At 72.4% G+C, this 16,940-nt stretch carries 21 protein-coding genes and 1 tRNA gene; 11 read left to right on the plus strand and 11 right to left on the minus strand.

The genetic code is table 11. The features are described 5' to 3' along the window. The 5 genes from ABD993_RS33880 to ABD993_RS33900 form a co-directional block, all read right to left on the minus strand. On the minus strand, positions 1-1,698 hold a 1,698-nt coding region (locus ABD993_RS33880), incomplete at its 3' end, for a YfjI family protein (RefSeq protein WP_345427330.1). Continuing rightward, entirely contained in the window at positions 1,698-2,492 is a 795-nt protein-coding gene (locus ABD993_RS33885) for a bifunctional DNA primase/polymerase (RefSeq protein ID WP_345427332.1), read from the minus strand. The genes ABD993_RS33885 and ABD993_RS33880, both read right to left, overlap by 1 nt. A gap of 44 nt (positions 2,493-2,536) precedes the next feature. Further along, positions 2,537-3,082 (minus strand): hypothetical protein, encoded by a 546-nt coding sequence (locus ABD993_RS33890; protein WP_345427334.1) that lies wholly within the window; start codon positions 3,080-3,082, stop codon positions 2,537-2,539. Next, positions 3,082-3,540 carry a hypothetical protein gene (locus ABD993_RS33895; RefSeq protein ID WP_345427336.1) on the minus strand — a complete coding sequence of 153 codons (459 nt, stop codon included), beginning with the start codon at positions 3,538-3,540 and terminating at the stop codon, positions 3,082-3,084. The genes ABD993_RS33890 and ABD993_RS33895 overlap by 1 nt, the downstream gene beginning before the upstream one ends. Next, positions 3,537-3,782, minus strand: coding sequence for a DNA-binding protein (locus ABD993_RS33900; RefSeq protein ID WP_345427338.1), 246 nt, complete (start codon positions 3,780-3,782; stop codon positions 3,537-3,539). The genes ABD993_RS33895 and ABD993_RS33900 overlap by 4 nt, the downstream gene beginning before the upstream one ends. Positions 3,783-3,802: 20 nt before the next feature. On the opposite strand from ABD993_RS33900, the gene ABD993_RS33905 reads away from it, so the two are divergent. The 3 genes from ABD993_RS33905 to ABD993_RS33915 are packed head-to-tail and all read left to right on the plus strand — an operon-like array spanning position 3,803 to position 5,856. Continuing rightward, positions 3,803-4,495: a helix-turn-helix domain-containing protein gene (locus tag ABD993_RS33905; protein WP_345427340.1), complete on the plus strand. Its 693-nt coding sequence runs from the start codon at positions 3,803-3,805 to the stop codon at positions 4,493-4,495. Beyond that, entirely contained in the window at positions 4,458-5,618 is a 1,161-nt protein-coding gene (locus ABD993_RS33910) for a site-specific integrase (RefSeq protein ID WP_345427342.1), read from the plus strand. Before ABD993_RS33905 ends, ABD993_RS33910 begins: the two co-directional genes overlap by 38 nt. A gap of 16 nt (positions 5,619-5,634) precedes the next feature. Further along, positions 5,635-5,856 carry a hypothetical protein gene (locus tag ABD993_RS33915; protein ID WP_345427344.1) on the plus strand — a complete coding sequence of 74 codons (222 nt, stop codon included), beginning with the start codon at positions 5,635-5,637 and terminating at the stop codon, positions 5,854-5,856. Between the two features lie 95 nt (positions 5,857-5,951). Here the strand turns inward: ABD993_RS33915 and ABD993_RS33920 are convergent. The 5 genes from ABD993_RS33920 to ABD993_RS33940 all read right to left on the minus strand — a co-directional run bounded on the left by ABD993_RS33920 (position 5,952) and on the right by ABD993_RS33940 (position 8,986). Continuing rightward, positions 5,952-6,024: transfer RNA gene (locus tag ABD993_RS33920), tRNA-Ala, on the minus strand. Between the two features lie 67 nt (positions 6,025-6,091). Further along, positions 6,092-6,853 carry a DsbA family protein gene (locus ABD993_RS33925; RefSeq protein ID WP_345427346.1) on the minus strand — a complete coding sequence of 254 codons (762 nt, stop codon included), beginning with the start codon at positions 6,851-6,853 and terminating at the stop codon, positions 6,092-6,094. A 1-nt stretch (position 6,854) separates the two neighbouring features. Next, positions 6,855-7,343 carry a MauE/DoxX family redox-associated membrane protein gene (locus ABD993_RS33930; RefSeq protein WP_345427348.1) on the minus strand — a complete coding sequence of 163 codons (489 nt, stop codon included), beginning with the start codon at positions 7,341-7,343 and terminating at the stop codon, positions 6,855-6,857. Positions 7,344-7,523: 180 nt separating this feature from the next. Continuing rightward, complete coding sequence (locus ABD993_RS33935) at positions 7,524-7,964, minus strand: cryptochrome/photolyase family protein (RefSeq protein ID WP_345427349.1); 441 nt, start codon at positions 7,962-7,964, stop codon at positions 7,524-7,526. Further along, entirely contained in the window at positions 7,925-8,986 is a 1,062-nt protein-coding gene (locus tag ABD993_RS33940) for a cryptochrome/photolyase family protein (protein ID WP_345427350.1), read from the minus strand. Before ABD993_RS33940 ends, ABD993_RS33935 begins: the two co-directional genes overlap by 40 nt. Before the next feature lie 58 nt (positions 8,987-9,044). On the opposite strand from ABD993_RS33940, the gene ABD993_RS33945 reads away from it, so the two are divergent. Beyond that, the gene (locus tag ABD993_RS33945; RefSeq protein WP_345427352.1) at positions 9,045-9,779 is read left to right on the plus strand and encodes a VIT1/CCC1 transporter family protein; all 735 of its coding nucleotides are present in this window, start codon (positions 9,045-9,047) and stop codon (positions 9,777-9,779) included. Positions 9,780-9,889: 110 nt separating this feature from the next. After that, entirely contained in the window at positions 9,890-10,573 is a 684-nt protein-coding gene (locus tag ABD993_RS33950) for a GntR family transcriptional regulator (RefSeq protein WP_345427354.1), read from the plus strand. A 129-nt stretch (positions 10,574-10,702) separates the two neighbouring features. Here the strand turns inward: ABD993_RS33950 and ABD993_RS33955 are convergent, their stop codons facing one another. Next, positions 10,703-11,374 carry a hypothetical protein gene (locus ABD993_RS33955; protein WP_345427356.1) on the minus strand — a complete coding sequence of 224 codons (672 nt, stop codon included), beginning with the start codon at positions 11,372-11,374 and terminating at the stop codon, positions 10,703-10,705. 176 nt (positions 11,375-11,550) lie between these two features. On the opposite strand from ABD993_RS33955, the gene ABD993_RS33960 reads away from it, so the two are divergent. The 6 genes from ABD993_RS33960 to ABD993_RS33985 are packed head-to-tail and all read left to right on the plus strand — an operon-like array spanning position 11,551 to position 16,939. Then, complete coding sequence (locus tag ABD993_RS33960) at positions 11,551-13,008, plus strand: amidase family protein (protein ID WP_345428602.1); 1,458 nt, start codon at positions 11,551-11,553, stop codon at positions 13,006-13,008. Further along, on the plus strand, positions 13,005-13,727 hold the full coding sequence (gene biuH, locus ABD993_RS33965; protein ID WP_345427358.1) for a biuret amidohydrolase: 723 nt from the start codon (positions 13,005-13,007) through the stop codon (positions 13,725-13,727). The genes ABD993_RS33960 and biuH overlap by 4 nt, the downstream gene beginning before the upstream one ends. Next, positions 13,724-14,398, plus strand: a complete 675-nt coding sequence (locus ABD993_RS33970; RefSeq protein WP_345427360.1) for a cysteine hydrolase family protein — start codon at positions 13,724-13,726, stop codon at positions 14,396-14,398. The genes biuH and ABD993_RS33970 overlap by 4 nt, the downstream gene beginning before the upstream one ends. After that, positions 14,395-16,050: a regulator gene (locus ABD993_RS33975; protein ID WP_345427362.1), complete on the plus strand. Its 1,656-nt coding sequence runs from the start codon at positions 14,395-14,397 to the stop codon at positions 16,048-16,050. Before ABD993_RS33970 ends, ABD993_RS33975 begins: the two co-directional genes overlap by 4 nt. After that, positions 16,047-16,502: an AtzH-like domain-containing protein gene (locus ABD993_RS33980; RefSeq protein ID WP_345427364.1), complete on the plus strand. Its 456-nt coding sequence runs from the start codon at positions 16,047-16,049 to the stop codon at positions 16,500-16,502. The genes ABD993_RS33975 and ABD993_RS33980 overlap by 4 nt, the downstream gene beginning before the upstream one ends. After that, a complete protein-coding gene (locus ABD993_RS33985; protein WP_345427366.1) occupies positions 16,499-16,939 on the plus strand; it encodes an allophanate hydrolase-related protein in 441 nt (146 codons plus the stop codon). The genes ABD993_RS33980 and ABD993_RS33985 overlap by 4 nt, the downstream gene beginning before the upstream one ends. Position 16,940: the final 1 nt, after the last annotated feature.

The following is a 16,940-nucleotide window of genomic DNA, read 5'->3' on the forward strand; positions in this document are numbered from 1 at the left end:
ACCCACAGCGTCACCGATGTCCTGATGCAGACTCGTCACCCATGTCCTGAGACATGGCATATCCGCAGAAAGCCCGGCGGGCGGCGCTGCGGCGGGCGGCTCTGCGACGGCCGGGGAGGGTTGTGCGGAATTCCGTCGCGGTTCTGCGGTCCGGGGACCCGCCGCCTTCCCCGGCTGGTCACGGGCGCCATCGGCCTGTTCTGCGGATTCCGCGGATTCCGCGGACAGGACGGCGGGGTGGGTGCGGAACTTCGGGGACGGCGGGCGGCCCGCCCCCGTCCGCGGCGGCACGGGCTGCTCGATCACCCAGCCGTGCTCCTCCAGCACGCTGACGGCGGCCCGGACCTCCTCGGAGCTGCCGAACTTGCCGCGGGGCAGCGCGCTGAGCAGCTGCCGGATGCTGAACTCCGGCAGCTTCTTGCGGGCCAGGAGCGCCAGCACGTACTCCGCGTCGGAGACCCCGTCGTCGCCGAGGAGGTCGAAGGCGGCCTGGGCGTGGTCGGTGAAGTACTCCCCGATCACCGCGGCGGACGCGAGTGTGTCGCGGCTGATCGGGCGCCGGAACGCCGAGTCCACGCCGGCGACGTGGAGCAGGGCGGCGATGCGCAGCACCGCGCCGACCGACTTGCCCGCCCACTCCCGGATCCCCGCGAGGTCGCCGTCGCGCGCCAGCCGCGGCTCGATCGTCCGCTCGAGGTCGAGCAGGTACTCGGCCGCGTCGTCGTCGAGGCGCAGCTGGGCGGGGTCGGTCCACCCGGCGAACTCCACGACGAGCGCTCGGACGTGCTTGTCCCACGCCGCGGAGATCTCCGGCGGCACCGGCGGGGCGCCGATGCGGCGGTGCCCGACGTTGTCCGGCGGGAGCGCGTAGAGGAAGCGGGCGGTCAGACCGCGGCCTCGGAACGCTCCGTTGCCCGCGACCGCGGCGAGGACGGCGGGCTGCACCGTGAGCAGCAGAGTGAGCGCAGGGGCACGCACGTACTCGGACGGGCGGCCCTTGCGGTCGACGCGCAGCGGGTCACCCGAGTGCCCCTTGAGCCACACGTCGAGGCTCGGGACACCGGCGGAGTACTTGCCCCCCATGACGTCGAACAGGCCGCCCTCGGCGGAGATGATGGCCAGCCTGCCGCCGTGGTCGGCGAGCAGCGATCCCACCGCCTCGGGGGTGACGTCGTCGGCGATCAGCCTGGGGACCCTCGGAACGTCGATCGCCTGGGCGGCCGTCGACGCGGAGACGGCCTCAGCCGTCAGCTCCTCCCGCCGCTCGGGAGCGGCGTTGGCGGCGGCCTGCATCGCCCTGCTCGCCGCCTTCTCGGCCACCTCGCGCAGGGTGGCTGCCTCGACGAGCTCACCGGAGACCTGCTCGGCGAGGTCGGACTCGGCGGCGTAGAGCGGCGCGGTGGCTGCGTTCACGACCGCGGTCTTCCGGCTCGCGGGCGGCAGCACCGGGAGCAGGTACAGGTTCACCGGCTCCGTCCAACCGGGGCGGGCGATCACGACGGCTCGACCGCCGGCGCAGGCGGCGAGGACGCCGAGCGCGCAGCACGCTGCGAGGTCGACCGGGGTCTGGGTGGCCTCGGCCTCCGCGGCGACCCAGTCGCGCACCCAGCTCGGGAGGGCGTCGACCGGGAACAGCGCCGAGGAGCGGCGCCGGTGCAGCGGGACCGGGGTGGGGAGCTGGTCGGTGGTGAAGTCCATCAGCCGGCCACCTCGATCCGGTGCGGCGCGGTCGCGGCCGAGTCGACGGTGCGCTGGGCCTCGTGGGCGCTGAGCCCGTTCGCGACGGCGGCCTCGACGAGCGGGGCCGGGTCGATGCCCTTCTCGACGGCCCTGCAGGCCGCCCAGTACAGGGCGCGGTTCCGGGAGCCGTTCGCCGCGGTGCGGACGGTGCGGACCAGCCCGGCGACGACGGCCTCGGTGACGGGGGCGCCGGTCACGATCGCTCGCTCGGGGCGCCGGATCAGGCCGACGAGGTAGTCCGGGGCGTCGACGATCGGGCCGGTGTCGAGCCAGGCGTAGCGCTGACCGCAGGCGTGCACCGACGGCGGGGCGACGAGGTAACCGCCGTGAGTCTTCAGGTCGATCCCCTCGGTGAGCGCGCCGCGCAGGTCGCCGGTGCAGCGGAACCACAGGTGCATGCCGCCGGATCCGGTGCGCGCGGTGCGGGTGCGGGGCAGCCAGCCGTAGCGCTCCTGCATCGCGGCGAGCTGCAGGTGCCCGCCGTTGCGGGGGTCGATGTCGAGGACGACCAGACCCTCGGCGGGTCGGATGCCGACGTTGGCGGTCGGCCACATCCGCCACCAGCGCTGGATCGTCTCGACGTCGGTGGTGGCGTCGTCCTTGCCGTGCAGGGTGCGCGGGTGTTTGCCGATCGAGGTGCAGTCGGCGCGCATGCAGGAGCAGCCGCCGGGGGTCGGGGTGTGCAGGGGCATCACCTCGGCGCCACCGGCGGCGTAGTCGAGTGCCGCCTCGAGGGCGGACGGGACGGTCATGCAGTGGTCTCCTTCGAAGGAGCGAGGCAGGACGCCGGTGCCGGTCACGTGGTCCACCGGCAGTCGCGGCAGACGCCGAGCATCAGCTGGACGGGGCCGAGCGCGAACGCACCCGGGAAGACGCCGTCGTCGCGCAGGCCCGAGGTGACGCGGCTGCAGCTGTCGCAGGTCCGGTCAGCCGCGGAGCCGGGGACGAGCGCGAGTAGGTGGGTGCACCGCGCGCAGGTGATCAGGTCGGGACGCCATGCGGCGGTCACGACGGGCTGAGGCCGCTCGGGGCTGGGGTCGTGAGGGCAGGTCGAGCCAGCGCCCAGCAGCCAGGTTGCCGTCGAGCGGAGGACGAGACGCAGCACCCAGCGGGGCGCGGCAGACACGCTGTCGAGCTGGCCGCGCGCGCTGAGCATCGCGGCGGCCCGGCGCAGCCCACTGTCGACATGCCCCTGAGCCGCGTCGAACTGGTCGCGCAGCGCCACCGGAGTGCCTCGACGAGCCTCGACGGCGAACCGCTCGTACCGGCCGCTGTCGATCATGCGGCACACCGTGTCGACGATCGCCTCGACCTCCTCCGCTTCGCCGAAGTCGGTGCGCATCACCACCCACCGCCGACGCCGATGCCGTGCTCGCGGCGCTGCTGGTCGAAGACCCACGAGACGTCGTGACCGGTGGCGACACGGATGTGCTCGACCGCGAGCTCGGCGGCCCGCCGCTCCATCCGCTGCAGCCGCGCAGGCTCGAACGCCAGGACCTGAGCGTCGTGCCGCTCGTCCGCGACGAGCTGGTACCGACCACGGCCGCAGCCGGCCCGGCGGACACCGCTCGGCTCGTCGCTGAGGTGGACGTGCGGACCCTGACCACAGAACGGGCAGTCGGTGACGACCAGGACCCATCGGCCGCGCGGCCCGCTCGGGGCGTACGCCGTGGCGGAGGCGGTCCGCTCCCCCGATGTGGCACTCTGGCTGGCGGCTTCGAAGTCCCTGGGCGGGGTCGAGAGGCTCATGGGCCCGGCTGCCGCACCACCGGCGGCCGGGCCGTTCTCGTTCCTGATCATCCGGCCTTCAACTCCTCCCCCGCGCCGCCCGCGCTGCCCTGTTGACCGGACTCCAGCAGGGCGACCAGGGAGCTGGTGACAACGCGGTAGCGGCGGCCGACCTTGAGCACCCGGCAGGGGAACGTGTCGAGCCGCGCGAGCTCGAACGCGTAGCTCCGGCTGATGCCCAGCGGCTTGGCCGCCTCGGGGATGCCACATGTCGGCCCCCACTCTCGGATCTCGTCTAGCGACGGAGTCGCCATGGTGGTCTCCATTCCGCAATGTGCCGAACGTCCTCGGCAATCCGCCGAGTTCGTTTCAGGTCTACCACGTCCCTTGCATGTTCGGAAGTCTGCCGCTAGCGTTCGGCAATGTGACGAACGATGAAGGCTTGATCGGGATCAGCGAGGAGGTCGGTAAGCGCGTCGCGTATCGACGCAAGCACGAGTTGCGACTCTCGGTAGAAGAGCTGGCGCAGCGCTGCACCGAGATCGGCGCGTCCAGTCTCACGGTGAACGCGATCTACGTGATCGAGTCCGGACGCCGCGAGAAGGACACTGGACGGCGGCGGCGGTTGATCACCGTCGACGAGTTCATGGCGCTCGCGGTCGCCCTGGAGATGCACCCGGTCGACCTGCTCGTGTCCGCAGACCGCAACGACGGGGACCCGTACCGGGTCACCCCTGGTGTCGAGGTCAGCGCAGCCCGTGCCCGCCGCTGGATCGCCGGACGGGGACACCTCCGAGACGAACCGTCAGACCTGCTCGACGTCGCCCGCCTCATCGCGCTGATGCCGAAGTCCCGCGCCGATGAGATCTACGGCGAGGACTGGCTGAGCCAGTTCGACCACGACCCGCGCGCCTATGCGGTCCTCGCGGAGGCGTTGCGGGCCGGCGCCGCCGAGGCCTACCGCACGATCACAGAGAGAGGAGGAGAGAGTGGCAGCACCGAGGATCCGGCCGATCCAGGTCGGTGAGCGCACGCGCTACCGCTTCGTGGTCGACGCTGGTCGCGACCCGGTCACCGGGAAGCGGAAGCAGATCACCCGAACCTACGACCGCAAGAAGGACGCCGAGCGTGAGCTGGCGAAGATCCTGACCGAGGTCGACCGCGGGACGTACGCCGTCCCGTCCAAGCTGACGGTTGAGCAGTACCTCGACGACTGGCTGCGCTCCGCGACCCGAGGGAAGGAGGCCGCGACCGCGCGCAACTACGAGGACGCGCTGCGCCCGGTGAGGGGCAGGCTCGGCGCGGTGCTCCTGCAGAAGCTCACGACGCGCGACGTGGAGGACCTCGTTGAGTGGATGGCCACGGAGGGGCGCCGCCGCGGCGGGAAGCCGGGCACGCCGCTCGGCGCGCGGACGATCCAGCTCACGCTCTCCCGTCTGCGGTCGGCACTCGCGGACGCCGTCCGACACCGCCTGATCGACTTCAACGTGGCCGAGCCGGTGAGGCCGCCGAAGCAGAGCAAGGTGCGCCGCACCCCGTGGACGGAGGCCGAGGTGCGCACCGTCCTGCGCTGGCTCGCGGGGAAGCGCCTGGAGGCCGTGCTGCTGCTCTCATTCCTGGCTCTGCGTCCGGCCGAGGTGTGCGGCTTGCGCTGGTCCGACGTCGATCTCGACGAGGAGACCCTCACCGTCGCCAACACCCGGACGCTCGTCGCCAGCGCCGAGGGGATGGTGGTCGTCGAGAAGGGGCCGAAGTCCGACGCCGGGCGCCGCGTCCTACCCATGCCCGCCCAGGTGACCAAGGGGCTGAAGCTGCTGCGGAAGCTCCAGGCGGCCGAGCAGCTCGCCGCGGGACCCGCCTACTCCCCGACCGGGTACGTCCTCGTCGACGAGCTCGGCGAGCCGTGCCGTACCGACTGGCTGCGGCGCCGTGTGTACGAGGCCATGGAGGAGGCGGGGGTGCGGAGGGTGCGGCTGTACGACGCCCGACACTCGGTGCTGACCTACCTCGCCATGAACGGGGTGCCGCCCGCGATCGTGTCGGCGTGGGCCGGCCACTCGGACCTGAGCCTCGCGCTGAAGGTCTATACCCACCCGACCCTGAAGGACCTGGAGCAGGGGCGCGACGCGATCGCGACCATGCTCGGATGACGAGAGGACAGCGACCGTGCCCCAGCACTGCGACCGATGCCGTCGAGAGGCGCCGACCCAGGACAGCACCGCCTTCCTGGACTGGGAGGCGATCGGCGACGGGTCCGACGTGAGGTGCCCCGACTGTGTCACGGGTGCGGAACAGCAGGCCGTCGACGACGACATGATGGATCTGCAGCAGGCGGCGGATGACGCCGAGTTCCGCCGCATCACCGGGCATGGCGGCGCGCTCGGCTAGCTGATGTGAGATTTGGTGAGATCCGGGCCCGCCAGAGAAGCAGCAAGGGCCCATCTCACCGGAGTGAAATAGGCCCTGACCTGGGATCTATCGAGTGGAGCTGAGGGGATTCGAACCCCTGACCCCTTGACTGCCAGTCAAGTGCGCTACCAGCTGCGCCACAGCCCCTTGCGATGAGAGAACCCTACAACACCCCCCGCGGGGCCCCGGACACCGGGGTCCCGCGGGGAAGGGGTCAGCCGACGATGGCCTTCTGCAGCCACTCCGAGTCGTTGACATCCACCTTCTGGCCCCCGACGGCGACGGTGGGGGTGCCGAAGTTGCCGTTGGTCTGCAGGGCCGGGTTGGCGGCGGCGGTGTTCGTCGCGTTCTCGATCAGGCCGGTGTTGGCCTGGGCCGCGACGCACTGGCCGAAGCCTGCGCCCGCGCCCAGGGCGGTGCCCTTGTCCGTGAGCTCCTGCACCGAGAAGCCCGCGCTGCCCTCCGCAGGCTGGTCGGCGTAGAGAGCGGCGTGGTAGGCCGGGAAGATGCCGGCGTCCGCGGCGCAGATCGCGGCGTTGGCGGCGCGGGTCGAGTAGCCGGCGGGGCTGCTGGCCCGGTCGAGGATCGAGATGGCGTGGTAGTTGACCTTGATCTGGCCGGCGTTGAGCGCGGTGGTGATCTGGTCCTTGTACGCCGTCTCCAGCCGCTCGCAGTACGGGCAGAGGTAGTCCTCGTAGATGTCGACGGTGACGGGCGCGGCGGCCTGACCTGCGGTGATGGCCGCGCCGTCCCGGGCGACCGGGTAGTTCGGGGCCACCGCCTCGGTGGTGCTGCGACTGTTCAGCGTCACCACCACGCCGACGATGATCGCCACGATCACGACGACCGCCACGATCCCCAGCACCAGCGCGTTGCCCGACGGGCCGCTGCGCTTCGGGGTGATCCCCGCCGCCTTCAACCGCGCCTGGGCCGCCTCCTGCTTCCGACGCCGCTCGCTGCGGTCCGCTCCACCCACGTCAGTTCCCTTCGATGCCCGAACCCGAGGTGACGAGACGCCGTTCCGCGGCGAACAGGGTCTGCGGGCGCACGATCAGCCAGATCGCGAGGGCCAGGAAGCCGACGTCCCGCAGGATCTCCTGGACGTACTGGGTCTGGCCGGGCGCGACCGCCCCACCCCCGCCGAAGCAGCCGCAGTCGATCGACAGCCCGCGCACCCAGGCCTGCGTGACGCCGGCGATGAACACCAGCAGCACCCCGGCGGACAGCACGGCCACCGCGCGGGTACCGATCCCCACCAGCAACAACAGGCCCAGCGCCAGCTCGAACCACGGCAGGATGCCCGCCACGACCGACACGAGCGGGCGGGACAGCACGTCGTACGCGCGCACGGCCACGTAGGTCTGCGCCGGATCCATCGCCTTGAGCAGTCCAGACACCAGCCAGACCGCCGCGAGGCCGAGCCTCGCCAGCGTGCCGATCCCGTCGAGAACCCGGCCCCCCGTCACCTGGCGCACGGTAGACCCGTCGCCTGAGAACCGAGTGAGTGACCTCGGGCCGAGGTGTCCGACTCGCGCGGCAGAAGTGGGGGACTCGCGGGCCGAGGTGTCCGACTCGCGCGGCGATAGTGGAGGACTCGCGGGGCGGGGTGTCCGACTCGTGGGGCGGGCGGGTGGGGCCTGTGGGGCTTAGAAGTGCTCCCGGGCGGACTCCTGTTCCAGGACCGCGTCGAGGTCCGTCAGGCGGTTCATCGAGGCGACCGCGCGGGCGGTGCGGTTGTTGTCGGCCAGCAGGTCCCGGTGGCGGTGGACCCACTGCCAGTAGCCGGCGGTGAAGGGGCAGGCGTCGTCGCCGAGGCGCTTCCTCGGGTCGAACGCGCAGCCACCACAGTGGTCGGTCATCCGGTTGAGGTAGGCGCCGCCGGAGGAGTACGGCTTGGTGGCCAGCACGCCGCCGTCGGCGTGCTGGCTCATCCCGATCACGTTCGGCGGCATGACCCACTCGAACCCGTCGACGAACGCGGTGCGGAACCACTCGTTCAGCTCGGCGGGGCGGTAGCCGCGTTGCAGGGCGTGGTTGCCCAGCACCATCAGCCGCGGGATGTGGTGGACCCAGCCCCGGTCGCGCACCCCGGAGAGCGCGTCCCGCAGGCAGGCCGCGGTGACGGCGTCCGCGTCGAGGTTCGCGAACCAGTCCGGCAGCGGCGTCTGGGCGCGCAGGGCGTTGCGCCGCAGGTACCCGCGACCGAACCGCCGGTACAGCTGCCAGACGTACTCCCGCCAGCCGAGGATCTGCCGGATGAAGCCCTCGGCCGAGGCGAGCGGGAAAGCGCCGTCCCGGCCTGCTCGGCCGCATGCACGGCGTCGAGCGGATGCAGGACACCGTGGTTGAGGGGCACGGACAGCAGCGAATGCGCCGTGGCCCAGTCGTCGGACATGATCGCGTCCCCGTACGGGCCGAACGCCGCGAGACGGCACTTGACGAAGTGCCGCAACGCCTTCTGCGCCTCGGCATGGGTGATCGCGAACCAGCGCGGTCCGTCGACGCCGACCGAAGGGACGTCCTCGAGGTCGGCCCGGACCTGCTCGTCGATCTCGTCCTCGGTCGGCTGCCAGGGCCCCTCGATCTCCAGGGTGCGTCGCTTGGGCGGCGGCTCGCGGTTGTCCGCGTCAAGGTTCCAGCGCCCGCCGACCGGCTCCGCGCCGTCCATGAGCACGGAGAACCGCTCGCGTTGGGCGCGGTAGAAGTCCTCCATCCGGAACCGCTCACGGTCCCCCGCCCAGTCCGCGAACTCGGTGCGGGACAGGGCGAAGGTGGGCGTCGGCAGGATGTCGGCGACCAGGCCGTCCCTGCGCAGCCGCTCGACGAGGTCGGCCGCGGCGAACGACGTCGGCTCGTGCACGACGACCGGCTCCCCCACCTGCTCGAGGGCCTCCCGATAGATGTCCGCCTCGACGTACCGCGCGCGGTCGCCCAGCTCCGCGGCGAGGTGCCGCATCCCGGACAACACCAGGTGCAGCTTCTGCCGGTGGAAACGCTTGCGCCGCAACGCCCGTGTGGACTCGACCAGGACGACCTCCCGATCGCGCATCCCGTCGGTCGCGTGCACGTGCGGGCCGAGCTGGTCCGCGAACAGCCACAGCGGCTCCATCCGGTCAGTGTCGCCCGCGCCGGACCCGCCCCGCGACTCGGCGGACTACCCTCCCGCTGTGAGCGACGACCAGGACGAGCTCGCCGCGCAGCTCGCCGAGCACCGGGACGACCACCGGCACCGCGACGTGTCCGGCGGCTGGCTGCGCGCGGCGACCTTCGGGGCGATGGACGGGCTGGTCACGAACATCGCGCTGCTCGCGGGCGTGGGCGGCGGCGGTGCCGACCGGGACGTGATCGTGCTGACCGGGATGGCGGGTCTCGTAGCCGGGGCGTTCTCGATGGCGCTCGGCGAGTTCGCCTCGGTGGGCACGCAGAACGAGGCGGTCGACGCCGAGGCGGCCGTCGAGCGTCGCGAGCTGGCCCGGCACCCGCTCGCCGAGCGGGCCGAGCTGGTGCAGGAGTACCGGGACATGGGCCTGACCGAGGAGACCGCCCAGCGCGTCGCCGACGAGATCAGCGCGAACCCCGAGATCGCCCTGCGGGTGCACGTCAGCCAGGAGCTCGGGGTGAGCCTCGACGACAAGCCCTCACCGTGGGTCGCGGCGATCTCGTCGTTCCTGTGCTTCGCCGTGGGCGGGGTCATCCCGCTGCTGTCGTTCCTGTTCGGCTCGTCGTCGCTGCTGCTGGGGCTCGGGATCGGCGCCGTCGGGCTGTTCCTGGCGGGCGCGATCTCCAGCCGGTTCACGGTCCGCAGCTGGTGGGGCGGCGGACTGCGGCAGCTGATGTTCGGGGCGATCGCGGCGGCCGCAACCTACCTCGTCGGCATGCTGATCGGGGTGTCCGTCGCCTGACGCGGAGCCGGACACGGAGCCTGACATGAGGCCTGATCCGGGCGCAGGCCCGGCCCGTCTGGGAGGCTGGGGCCCCATACCCGAACCGATCCGACCGCGAGGAGACCGCCGTGACCGCTGAGGTCCCGCTCGACGGACTCGGCGCACAGAGCCTGGTCGACCTCGCCCTCGAACGGATCCGGGCGGACATCCTGCGGGGCGCGATCCAGCCCGGGGAGCGGCTCGTCGAGGAGCAGCTGACCAGGCGGTTCGGCATCAGCCGGGCCCCGGTCCGGGAGGCGCTGCGGCTGCTCGGCCAGCAGGGACTCGTCGAGCACCTGCCGCGGCGCGGGGTTCGGGTCGCGGAGCTGTCGGCGCAGGACATGACCGAGCTGTTCGGCCTGCGGGACGCCCTGGAGCGGTTCGCGGTCGAGACCGCCCTCGTCGCGCCGCCGGACCCGGCCAGGCTTGTCGTGCTGGAGCGGGCGGTCGAGCGGATCGAACGGGCCGCGCTGGACGACCACGAGCACGCAGCGCTGGACCGGGCCGAGGCGCACCGCGAGTTCCATCTCGCGCTGGTCGCGCTGGCCGGGCACCGGCACCTGCTGCGGGTCTACGAGCCGATCATCATGCAGCTGCAGCTCTACATGGCCGCGAACATGCGCCGCGAGGCCGAGCAGCGCTCCCCCGCGGAGGGCGCCCACCGGCATCGGCACCTGTTCGAGGCGGTGGCCTCGGGAGACGCGGCCACGGTGCTGACCGCACTGGCGAGCCACGGCGCGAAGACCTACCTCGCGGCCGAGCTCGAGTCCTGATCGGTACGGAGCCTCACCAGCTCCGCCGCCCCCGCCCGGTCGGCCACGCCGAGCTTGCCGAAGATCGCCGACACGTGGTTGCGGACGGTCTTGTCCCCGATGCCACCGCCCGCACCGGGCACACCACGGTCACGGACGGGGGCGGGCGAACGTGAACGCCGACGCGAGCCACAGCGCTCCCGGCAGCACGGCACCGTACTGCGCGGGCGCGAGCTGGGTCGCTCCGACCAGCACTGCGCAGACCAGGGCCCACCACGCCGTCGGACGGCCCACGGCGCGGTGCCGCAGCCCGGCCACCGCCGTGGCGCCCGCGCTGAGCGCGAGCCCACCCCACAGCCACGGGATCGTGTTGTAGAAGACCACGTAGCCGCTGACGCTGTCCGGGTCGAGCCCCACGCTCGGCGGCAGCGCCCACCAGAAGTCCGTGTCGAGCCCCGCGCCGACCATGAGGGCGACCGCGGTCAGACCCACGCCCGCCGCGGCGACGCCGGGCAACAGCGAGCCCTCCGGCAGCGCGGACCGGAGTCGACGCAGCAGGCCCACGCCGAACACCACGAGCAGCGGCGCGACCACCGCACAGACGGCCTGGTGGACCAGCACCATCCACGCCGATCCGCGGACGGCGGCGAGCAGCCCCTCGTTGTCCGCGAGCAGCCCAGCCGCGGGGTCGTACAGGTTGGCGGTCGCCATCAGTCCGCCGAGGCCGAGGACGCCCGCCGCGACCCCGCACCACGCCCAGGCCGGGAAGGGTGTGCGTCGGGTCGCGCGGACGGGCGCGTCTGCCCGCAGGTGTGTCGTCATGCGTCGACCCTGGTTCGGACCCGTCCCGGAGGCCCGTGTCGGTCCGTCCCGGACACCCGGGACATCCCTGCCCACGCGACCCGGCAGCCGTCACACAGCTGTAACGCAGGACACCTTCCGCTGACACCAAACTGTCGACAATCGACCAAGTGCAGACAGCGACGCAGGCTCCCCCGATGGGGGTGCGCGATCTCCGGACGGCCTACCGGGCGGGCACGCTCCGTCCGCTCACCGTGGTCGAGGACGTGCTCGCGCGCATCGCCAGTCGTGGGGACGACGCGGTGTGGATCAGCGTCGCCGCGGCCGAGGACCTCCGTCGCCGGGCCGCCGAGCTGGAGCGCCTCGACCCGCTCGACCTGCCGCTCTACGGCGTGCCGGTCGCGGTCAAGGACAACATCGACGTCGCGGGCCTGCCGACGACCGCGGCCTGCCCCGGCTTCGCCTACACCCCCACCGCGGACGCCGGCTCCGTGCGGCTGCTGCGCGAGGCCGGGGCGATCATCGTCGGCAAGACGAACCTGGACCAGTTCGCGACCGGGCTCAACGGCACCCGCTCCCCCTACGGCGCCCCGGAGAGCGTGTTCGGCGGGGACCTGATCTCCGGCGGCTCCAGCTCGGGTAGCGGGGTCGCGGTGGCGGCCGGGATCGTGCCGGTCGCGCTCGGCACCGACACCGCAGGCTCCGGCCGGGTCCCGGCCGCGCTCAACGGGATCGTGGGGCTCAAGCCGACCCGCGGGCTCGTCGGCACCTCGGGGATGGTGCCCGCCTGCCGGACGCTGGACTGCGTCAGCGTCTTCACCCGCGACCTGGCGGACGCCGCCACGGTGCTCGAGGTGCTCGCCGCGCCGGATCCGGCGGATCCCTGGTCGCGTACCGGGGAGCCTGTGACGGCGGGCCTGCGGCTCGCGATCCCGGAGGGCCTGGACTTCGGCAGAGGCGCAGCTCGCGGAGCCGACCATGGCGACAGGGGCGCAGCTCGCGGAGCCGACCATGGCGACAGAGCCGCAGCTCGCGGAGCCGACCATGGCGACAGAGCCGCAGCCCGCGGAGCCGACCATGCAGACGGCGGCCACGGCACCGTCGACGAGCCGATGGCCGCCGCGTTCGCGAAGGTCATCGAGGCCGCCCTCCGACGCGCACCGGGTTTCGTCCGCACGGACGTCGGCCCGCTGCGCGAGGCGGGCGACCTGCTCTACGGCGGCCCCTGGGTGGCCGAGCGGCTCGCGGAGCTGGAGGACTTCCTCGCCACCGACGCGGAGGTCCTGCCGGTGACCCGGTCGGTGATCGAGCGCGGTGCGCTGTTCAGCGCGGTCGACGCCTTCCGCGGCACCTACCGCCTCCAGGAGCTCAAGGCCTGGGCGGCGCGGCTGTTCGAGACCGCGGACGTCCTGCTGCTGCCCACCGTCCCGACCACGTTCACCCGGGCCCAGATGGCCGAGGACCCGGTGGGCAACAACCTCGTCCTCGGCCGCTACACGCAGTTCACCAACCTGCTCGATCTCGCCGCCGTCGCCGTGCCCGCCGGGGTCACGAGCGACGGACGGCCCTGCGGGGTCACGCTCGTCGGCCCCGCGTTCTCCGAGACCCGGCTGCTGGCCGCAGCCGCCGCACTCGTCCCCCAGGAGGTGGCATGACAGTCAGCACCAGCACGCGCACCGCGACCATCGGCCCGGTCGCGGCCCGCCCCTACGCCTGGCCGTACGACGGCGCCGTACCCGCGTCGAAGGTCGCGATGATCAACATCGACTGGCAGGTCGACTTCTGCGGACCGGGCGGCTACGTCGACCGGATGGGCTACGACATCGGCCTCACCCGCAAGGGCCTGGAGCCGACCGCGGCGCTGCTCGCCCACGCCCGCGATACGGGCATGCTGGTGATCCACACCCGCGAGGGCCACGCGCCGGACCTGTCGGACCTGCCCGCGAACAAGCGCTGGCGGTCGAAGCAGATCGGCGCCGAGATCGGCTCCGAGGGCCCCACCGGCCGGATCCTCGTCCGCGGCGAGCCCGGCTGGGAGATCGTCCCGGAGGTCGCGCCGATCGCGGGCGAGGTCCTGATCGACAAGCCGGGCAAGGGCGCGTTCTACGCGACCCAGCTCGACCTGGTGCTGCGCTCGGGCGGGATCACCCACATCCTGCTGACCGGCATCACCACGGATGTCTGCGTGCACACCACCATGCGCGAGGCGAACGACCGCGGCTACGAGTGCCTGATCCTCAGCGACTGCACCGGCGCCACCGACCCGTCCAACCACGACGCCGCCCTGCACATGGTGACCATGCAGGGCGGGGTCTTCGGCGCCGTCGGCACGTCCGACGCCGTCGTCGAGGCGACCACCTGGAGTCCTTCATGAGAGTCGACGCCGATCCGGGCGCCTTCACCTTCGACCCCGCGACCACCGCCCTGGTGATCATCGACATGCAGCGGGACTTCTGCGAGCCCGAGGGCTTCGGCGAGACCCTGGGCAACGACGTGTCGTTGCTGCGCAGCGTCATCCCGCCGCTGCAGGAGGTCCTCGGCACCGCCCGCGCGCTGGGCATGACCGTGATCCACACCCGCGAGGGCCACGTCCCGGACCTGAGCGACTGCCCACCCGCGAAGCTCAACCGCGGCGAGCCGAGCCTGCGCATCGGCGACCCGGGTCCCAAGGGCCGCATCCTGATCCGCGGCGAGTACGGCCACGACATCATCGACGAGCTGAAGCCCGAGCCCGGCGAGCTCGTGATCGACAAGCCCGGCAAGGGCTCGTTCCACGGCACCACGTTCGGCGCCGAGCTCGAGTCCCGCGGCATCACCAGCCTGATCGTCGCCGGGGTGACGACCGAGGTCTGCGTGCACACCACCGTCCGGGAGGCCAACGACCGCGGCTACGAGTGCCTCGTGCTCTCGGACTGCACCGGCTCGTACTTCCCCGAGTTCCACCGCGTCGCACTCGAGATGGTCGCCGCCCAGGGCGGGATCTTCGGCTGGGTCGCCCCCTCGTCCGCCCTGCTCGCAGCCCTCACGACGGAGGCCGTCGCATGAGTACCACCGAAGCAAAGCCGATGAAGCTGTCCTGGTGGGTCGCCGGCGACACCAACGCGTTCTTCGGCCTGGGGTTCAACACCCTGGTCAACGTGCTGGTGCTGTCCGGCCTCTGCCTCGGCGTGCTCAACATCCCCGGGGCGGACGTCTTCGGCGTCATCCTTCCGGCGCTGGGCGTCCAGCTGCTGATCGGCAACGTCTACTACACCTACCTCGCCCGGCGGCTGGCCCGGCGCGAGGGCCGCACGGACGTCTGCGCGATGCCGTACGGCCCGTCCGTGCCGCACATGTTCATCGTCGTCTTCGTGATCATGCTGCCGATCTACCTGACGACCAACGACCCGTTGGTCGCCTGGGCGGCGGGCCTCGCCTGGTCGATGATCATCGGCGTGATCGTGCTGCTCGGCGCGTTCGTCGGCCCGTACATCCGCAAGTACACCCCGCAGGCGGCGATGCTCGGCACGCTCGCCGGCATCTCGATCGCCTTCATCTCGATGCGGCCCGCCGCGCAGATGTTCACCGCGCTGTGGATCGCCCTGCCCGTCATGGTGATCATCCTGATCGGGTTCTTCACCGACCTGAAGCTGCCGGGCAACATCCCGGTCGGCCTCGCGGCGCTGCTCGTCGGCACCGCGATCGGCTGGGTCGGCGGGTACATGTCCCCCGGTGACGTCGCCACGGCCGCGCAGGACGTCTCGATCAACCTGCCCTGGTTCGACTTCGGCAGGCTCGCCGACGGGCTCGTGGACGTCGCACCGCTGCTGGCCACGGCGATCCCGTTGGGCATCTACAACTTCACCGAGGGCATCACCAACGTCGAGTCCGCGGCCGTCGCCGGGGACGAGTACAACCTGCGCTCGATCCTGTTCGCCGACGGCGCCGGCGCGATCGTCGGCGCGGCCATGGGCTGCCCCTTCCCGCCTGCGGTCTACATCGGTCACCCCGGCTGGAAGGCCGCAGGCGGCCGGACGACGTACTCGCTGGCGTCGGGCGTCGTGATCGCGTTGATGTGCTTCCTCGGCCTGTTCTCCCTGCTCGGCGCCCTGCTGCCACTGCCGGCGATCGTGCCGATCCTGCTCTACATCGGACTGCTGATCGGTGCCCAGGCCTTCCAGGAGACCCCGAAGCGGCACGCCATCGCGGTGGTCATGGCGATCATCCCGAACATCGCGGCCTGGGCCACCGGGTTGATGAACAACGCCCTGGCCGCCGCCGGGACCACCGCGGCGGACGTGGGCGAGGAGGCACTGTCGGGCGCCGGTCTCGTCTACCACGGCACCGCGCTGCTGGGCGGCGGCGCGATCCTCGCCGGTCTGGTGCTCGGCTCGATCACCGCGTTCATCATCGACAAGAACTTCTTCGCTGCGGCCGCGTACTCCGCGATCGGTGCGGTGCTCGGGTTCATCGGGCTGATCCATGCCGAGTCCGTCGGGTGGAACGTGGGCGGGCAGATCGCCCTCGGCTACCTGTTCGCGGCCATCATCCTGGCGGTCTTCGGGCTGGTCACCCGGGGCCGCGCGACCACGGACGCGGTCCGCGAGGACCAGCCGGTCGCGGCCGACCTGGTCGGCTCCGAGCCCGGCGAGGGTGTGCCGGTGCAGTCCGCCCCGATCGACATCCCGGCGACCGACGGCCGCCCGGCGACCGCATGACCCGCACCGCCGACCTGTCCGCCGCGGGGGCGGGGGCACACGCCTCCGCGGCGGGCTCCTCCGGGCTCGACCTCCCCGAGGTGACCGCCGAGGTCACGGCGGTGTTCGAGCGCTACGAGCGGGCCCTGCGGGAGGCGGACGTCGCCGTCCTGACCGAGCTGTTCTGGGCGGACCCGCGGTGCGTGCGCTACGGCGTGGCGGACCGGCAGCACGGGGCCGACGAGATCAGGGCGTGGCGCCGGGCGAACCCCGGCGTCCCGCCCGGCCGCACGCTCTCCGAGACGGTGGTGCTGGCCACCGGTCCCACGACAGCCGTGGTCAGCACCCTGTTCGGCTACCCCGGTTCCCCCGCCGAGGGCAGACAGACCCAGACCTGGGTCCGGCTGGCTGCTCCGGAGAGCCATGGGGGCTGGCGGATCGTCGCCGCGCACGTCTCCGAGGTGGGCCGGTGAGGGCGACGGTCCGTCCGGCGGGCGTCCACGCCCGGAGACCGGCCCGCGCGGTCACGGTCGGGGTGGTGGCCGCCCACCGCCGGGGCCAGCCGTTGCACGGCGAGCTCCTCACGCTCGGCGCCCGGTTCCTCGGGGTCGACCGCACCGCACCGGTCTACCGCCTGCTCGCGCTCGACGGACCGGGGGTCGCCCGCGGCGGCCTGGTCCGGGTCGCGGAGGGCGGGGACTCGGTGGAGGTGGAGCTCTTCGAGCTGGCCGTGGGGGCGGTCGGGGAGCTGACGGTGTCCCTGCCCGCACCGCTCGCCGTCGGCAGACTCGAGCTCGCCGACCAGACCGTGGTCGGCATCGTCTGCGAGTCCTGGGCCGCCGCGGACGCGAAGGACATCACCGCCCACGGCAGCTGGCCCGCCTATCTGAACCGCGTCATGGAGCCATGAC

This window comes from Pseudonocardia xishanensis, from assembly GCF_039541715.1.
Taxonomy (GTDB): domain Bacteria; phylum Actinomycetota; class Actinomycetes; order Mycobacteriales; family Pseudonocardiaceae; genus Pseudonocardia; species Pseudonocardia xishanensis.

What these genes read in the sequence shown, in the direction of transcription:
- ABD993_RS33885 (WP_345427332.1), bottom strand. Translation starts at nt 2,492, where the DNA reads ATGACCGTCCCGTCCGCCCTCGAGGCGGCACTCGACTACGCCGCCGGT.
- ABD993_RS33890 (WP_345427334.1), bottom strand. Translation starts at nt 3,082, where the DNA reads ATGCGCACCGACTTCGGCGAAGCGGAGGAGGTCGAGGCGATCGTCGAC.
- ABD993_RS33895 (WP_345427336.1), bottom strand. Translation starts at nt 3,540, where the DNA reads ATGATCAGGAACGAGAACGGCCCGGCCGCCGGTGGTGCGGCAGCCGGG.
- ABD993_RS33900 (WP_345427338.1), bottom strand. Translation starts at nt 3,782, where the DNA reads ATGGCGACTCCGTCGCTAGACGAGATCCGAGAGTGGGGGCCGACATGT.
- ABD993_RS33940 (WP_345427350.1), bottom strand. Translation starts at nt 8,986, where the DNA reads ATGGAGCCGCTGTGGCTGTTCGCGGACCAGCTCGGCCCGCACGTGCAC.
- ABD993_RS33955 (WP_345427356.1), bottom strand. Translation starts at nt 11,374, where the DNA reads ATGACGACACACCTGCGGGCAGACGCGCCCGTCCGCGCGACCCGACGC.
- ABD993_RS33960 (WP_345428602.1), top strand. Translation starts at nt 11,551, where the DNA reads ATGGGGGTGCGCGATCTCCGGACGGCCTACCGGGCGGGCACGCTCCGT.
- biuH (WP_345427358.1), top strand. Translation starts at nt 13,005, where the DNA reads ATGACAGTCAGCACCAGCACGCGCACCGCGACCATCGGCCCGGTCGCG.
- ABD993_RS33970 (WP_345427360.1), top strand. Translation starts at nt 13,724, where the DNA reads ATGAGAGTCGACGCCGATCCGGGCGCCTTCACCTTCGACCCCGCGACC.
- ABD993_RS33975 (WP_345427362.1), top strand. Translation starts at nt 14,395, where the DNA reads ATGAGTACCACCGAAGCAAAGCCGATGAAGCTGTCCTGGTGGGTCGCC.
- ABD993_RS33980 (WP_345427364.1), top strand. Translation starts at nt 16,047, where the DNA reads ATGACCCGCACCGCCGACCTGTCCGCCGCGGGGGCGGGGGCACACGCC.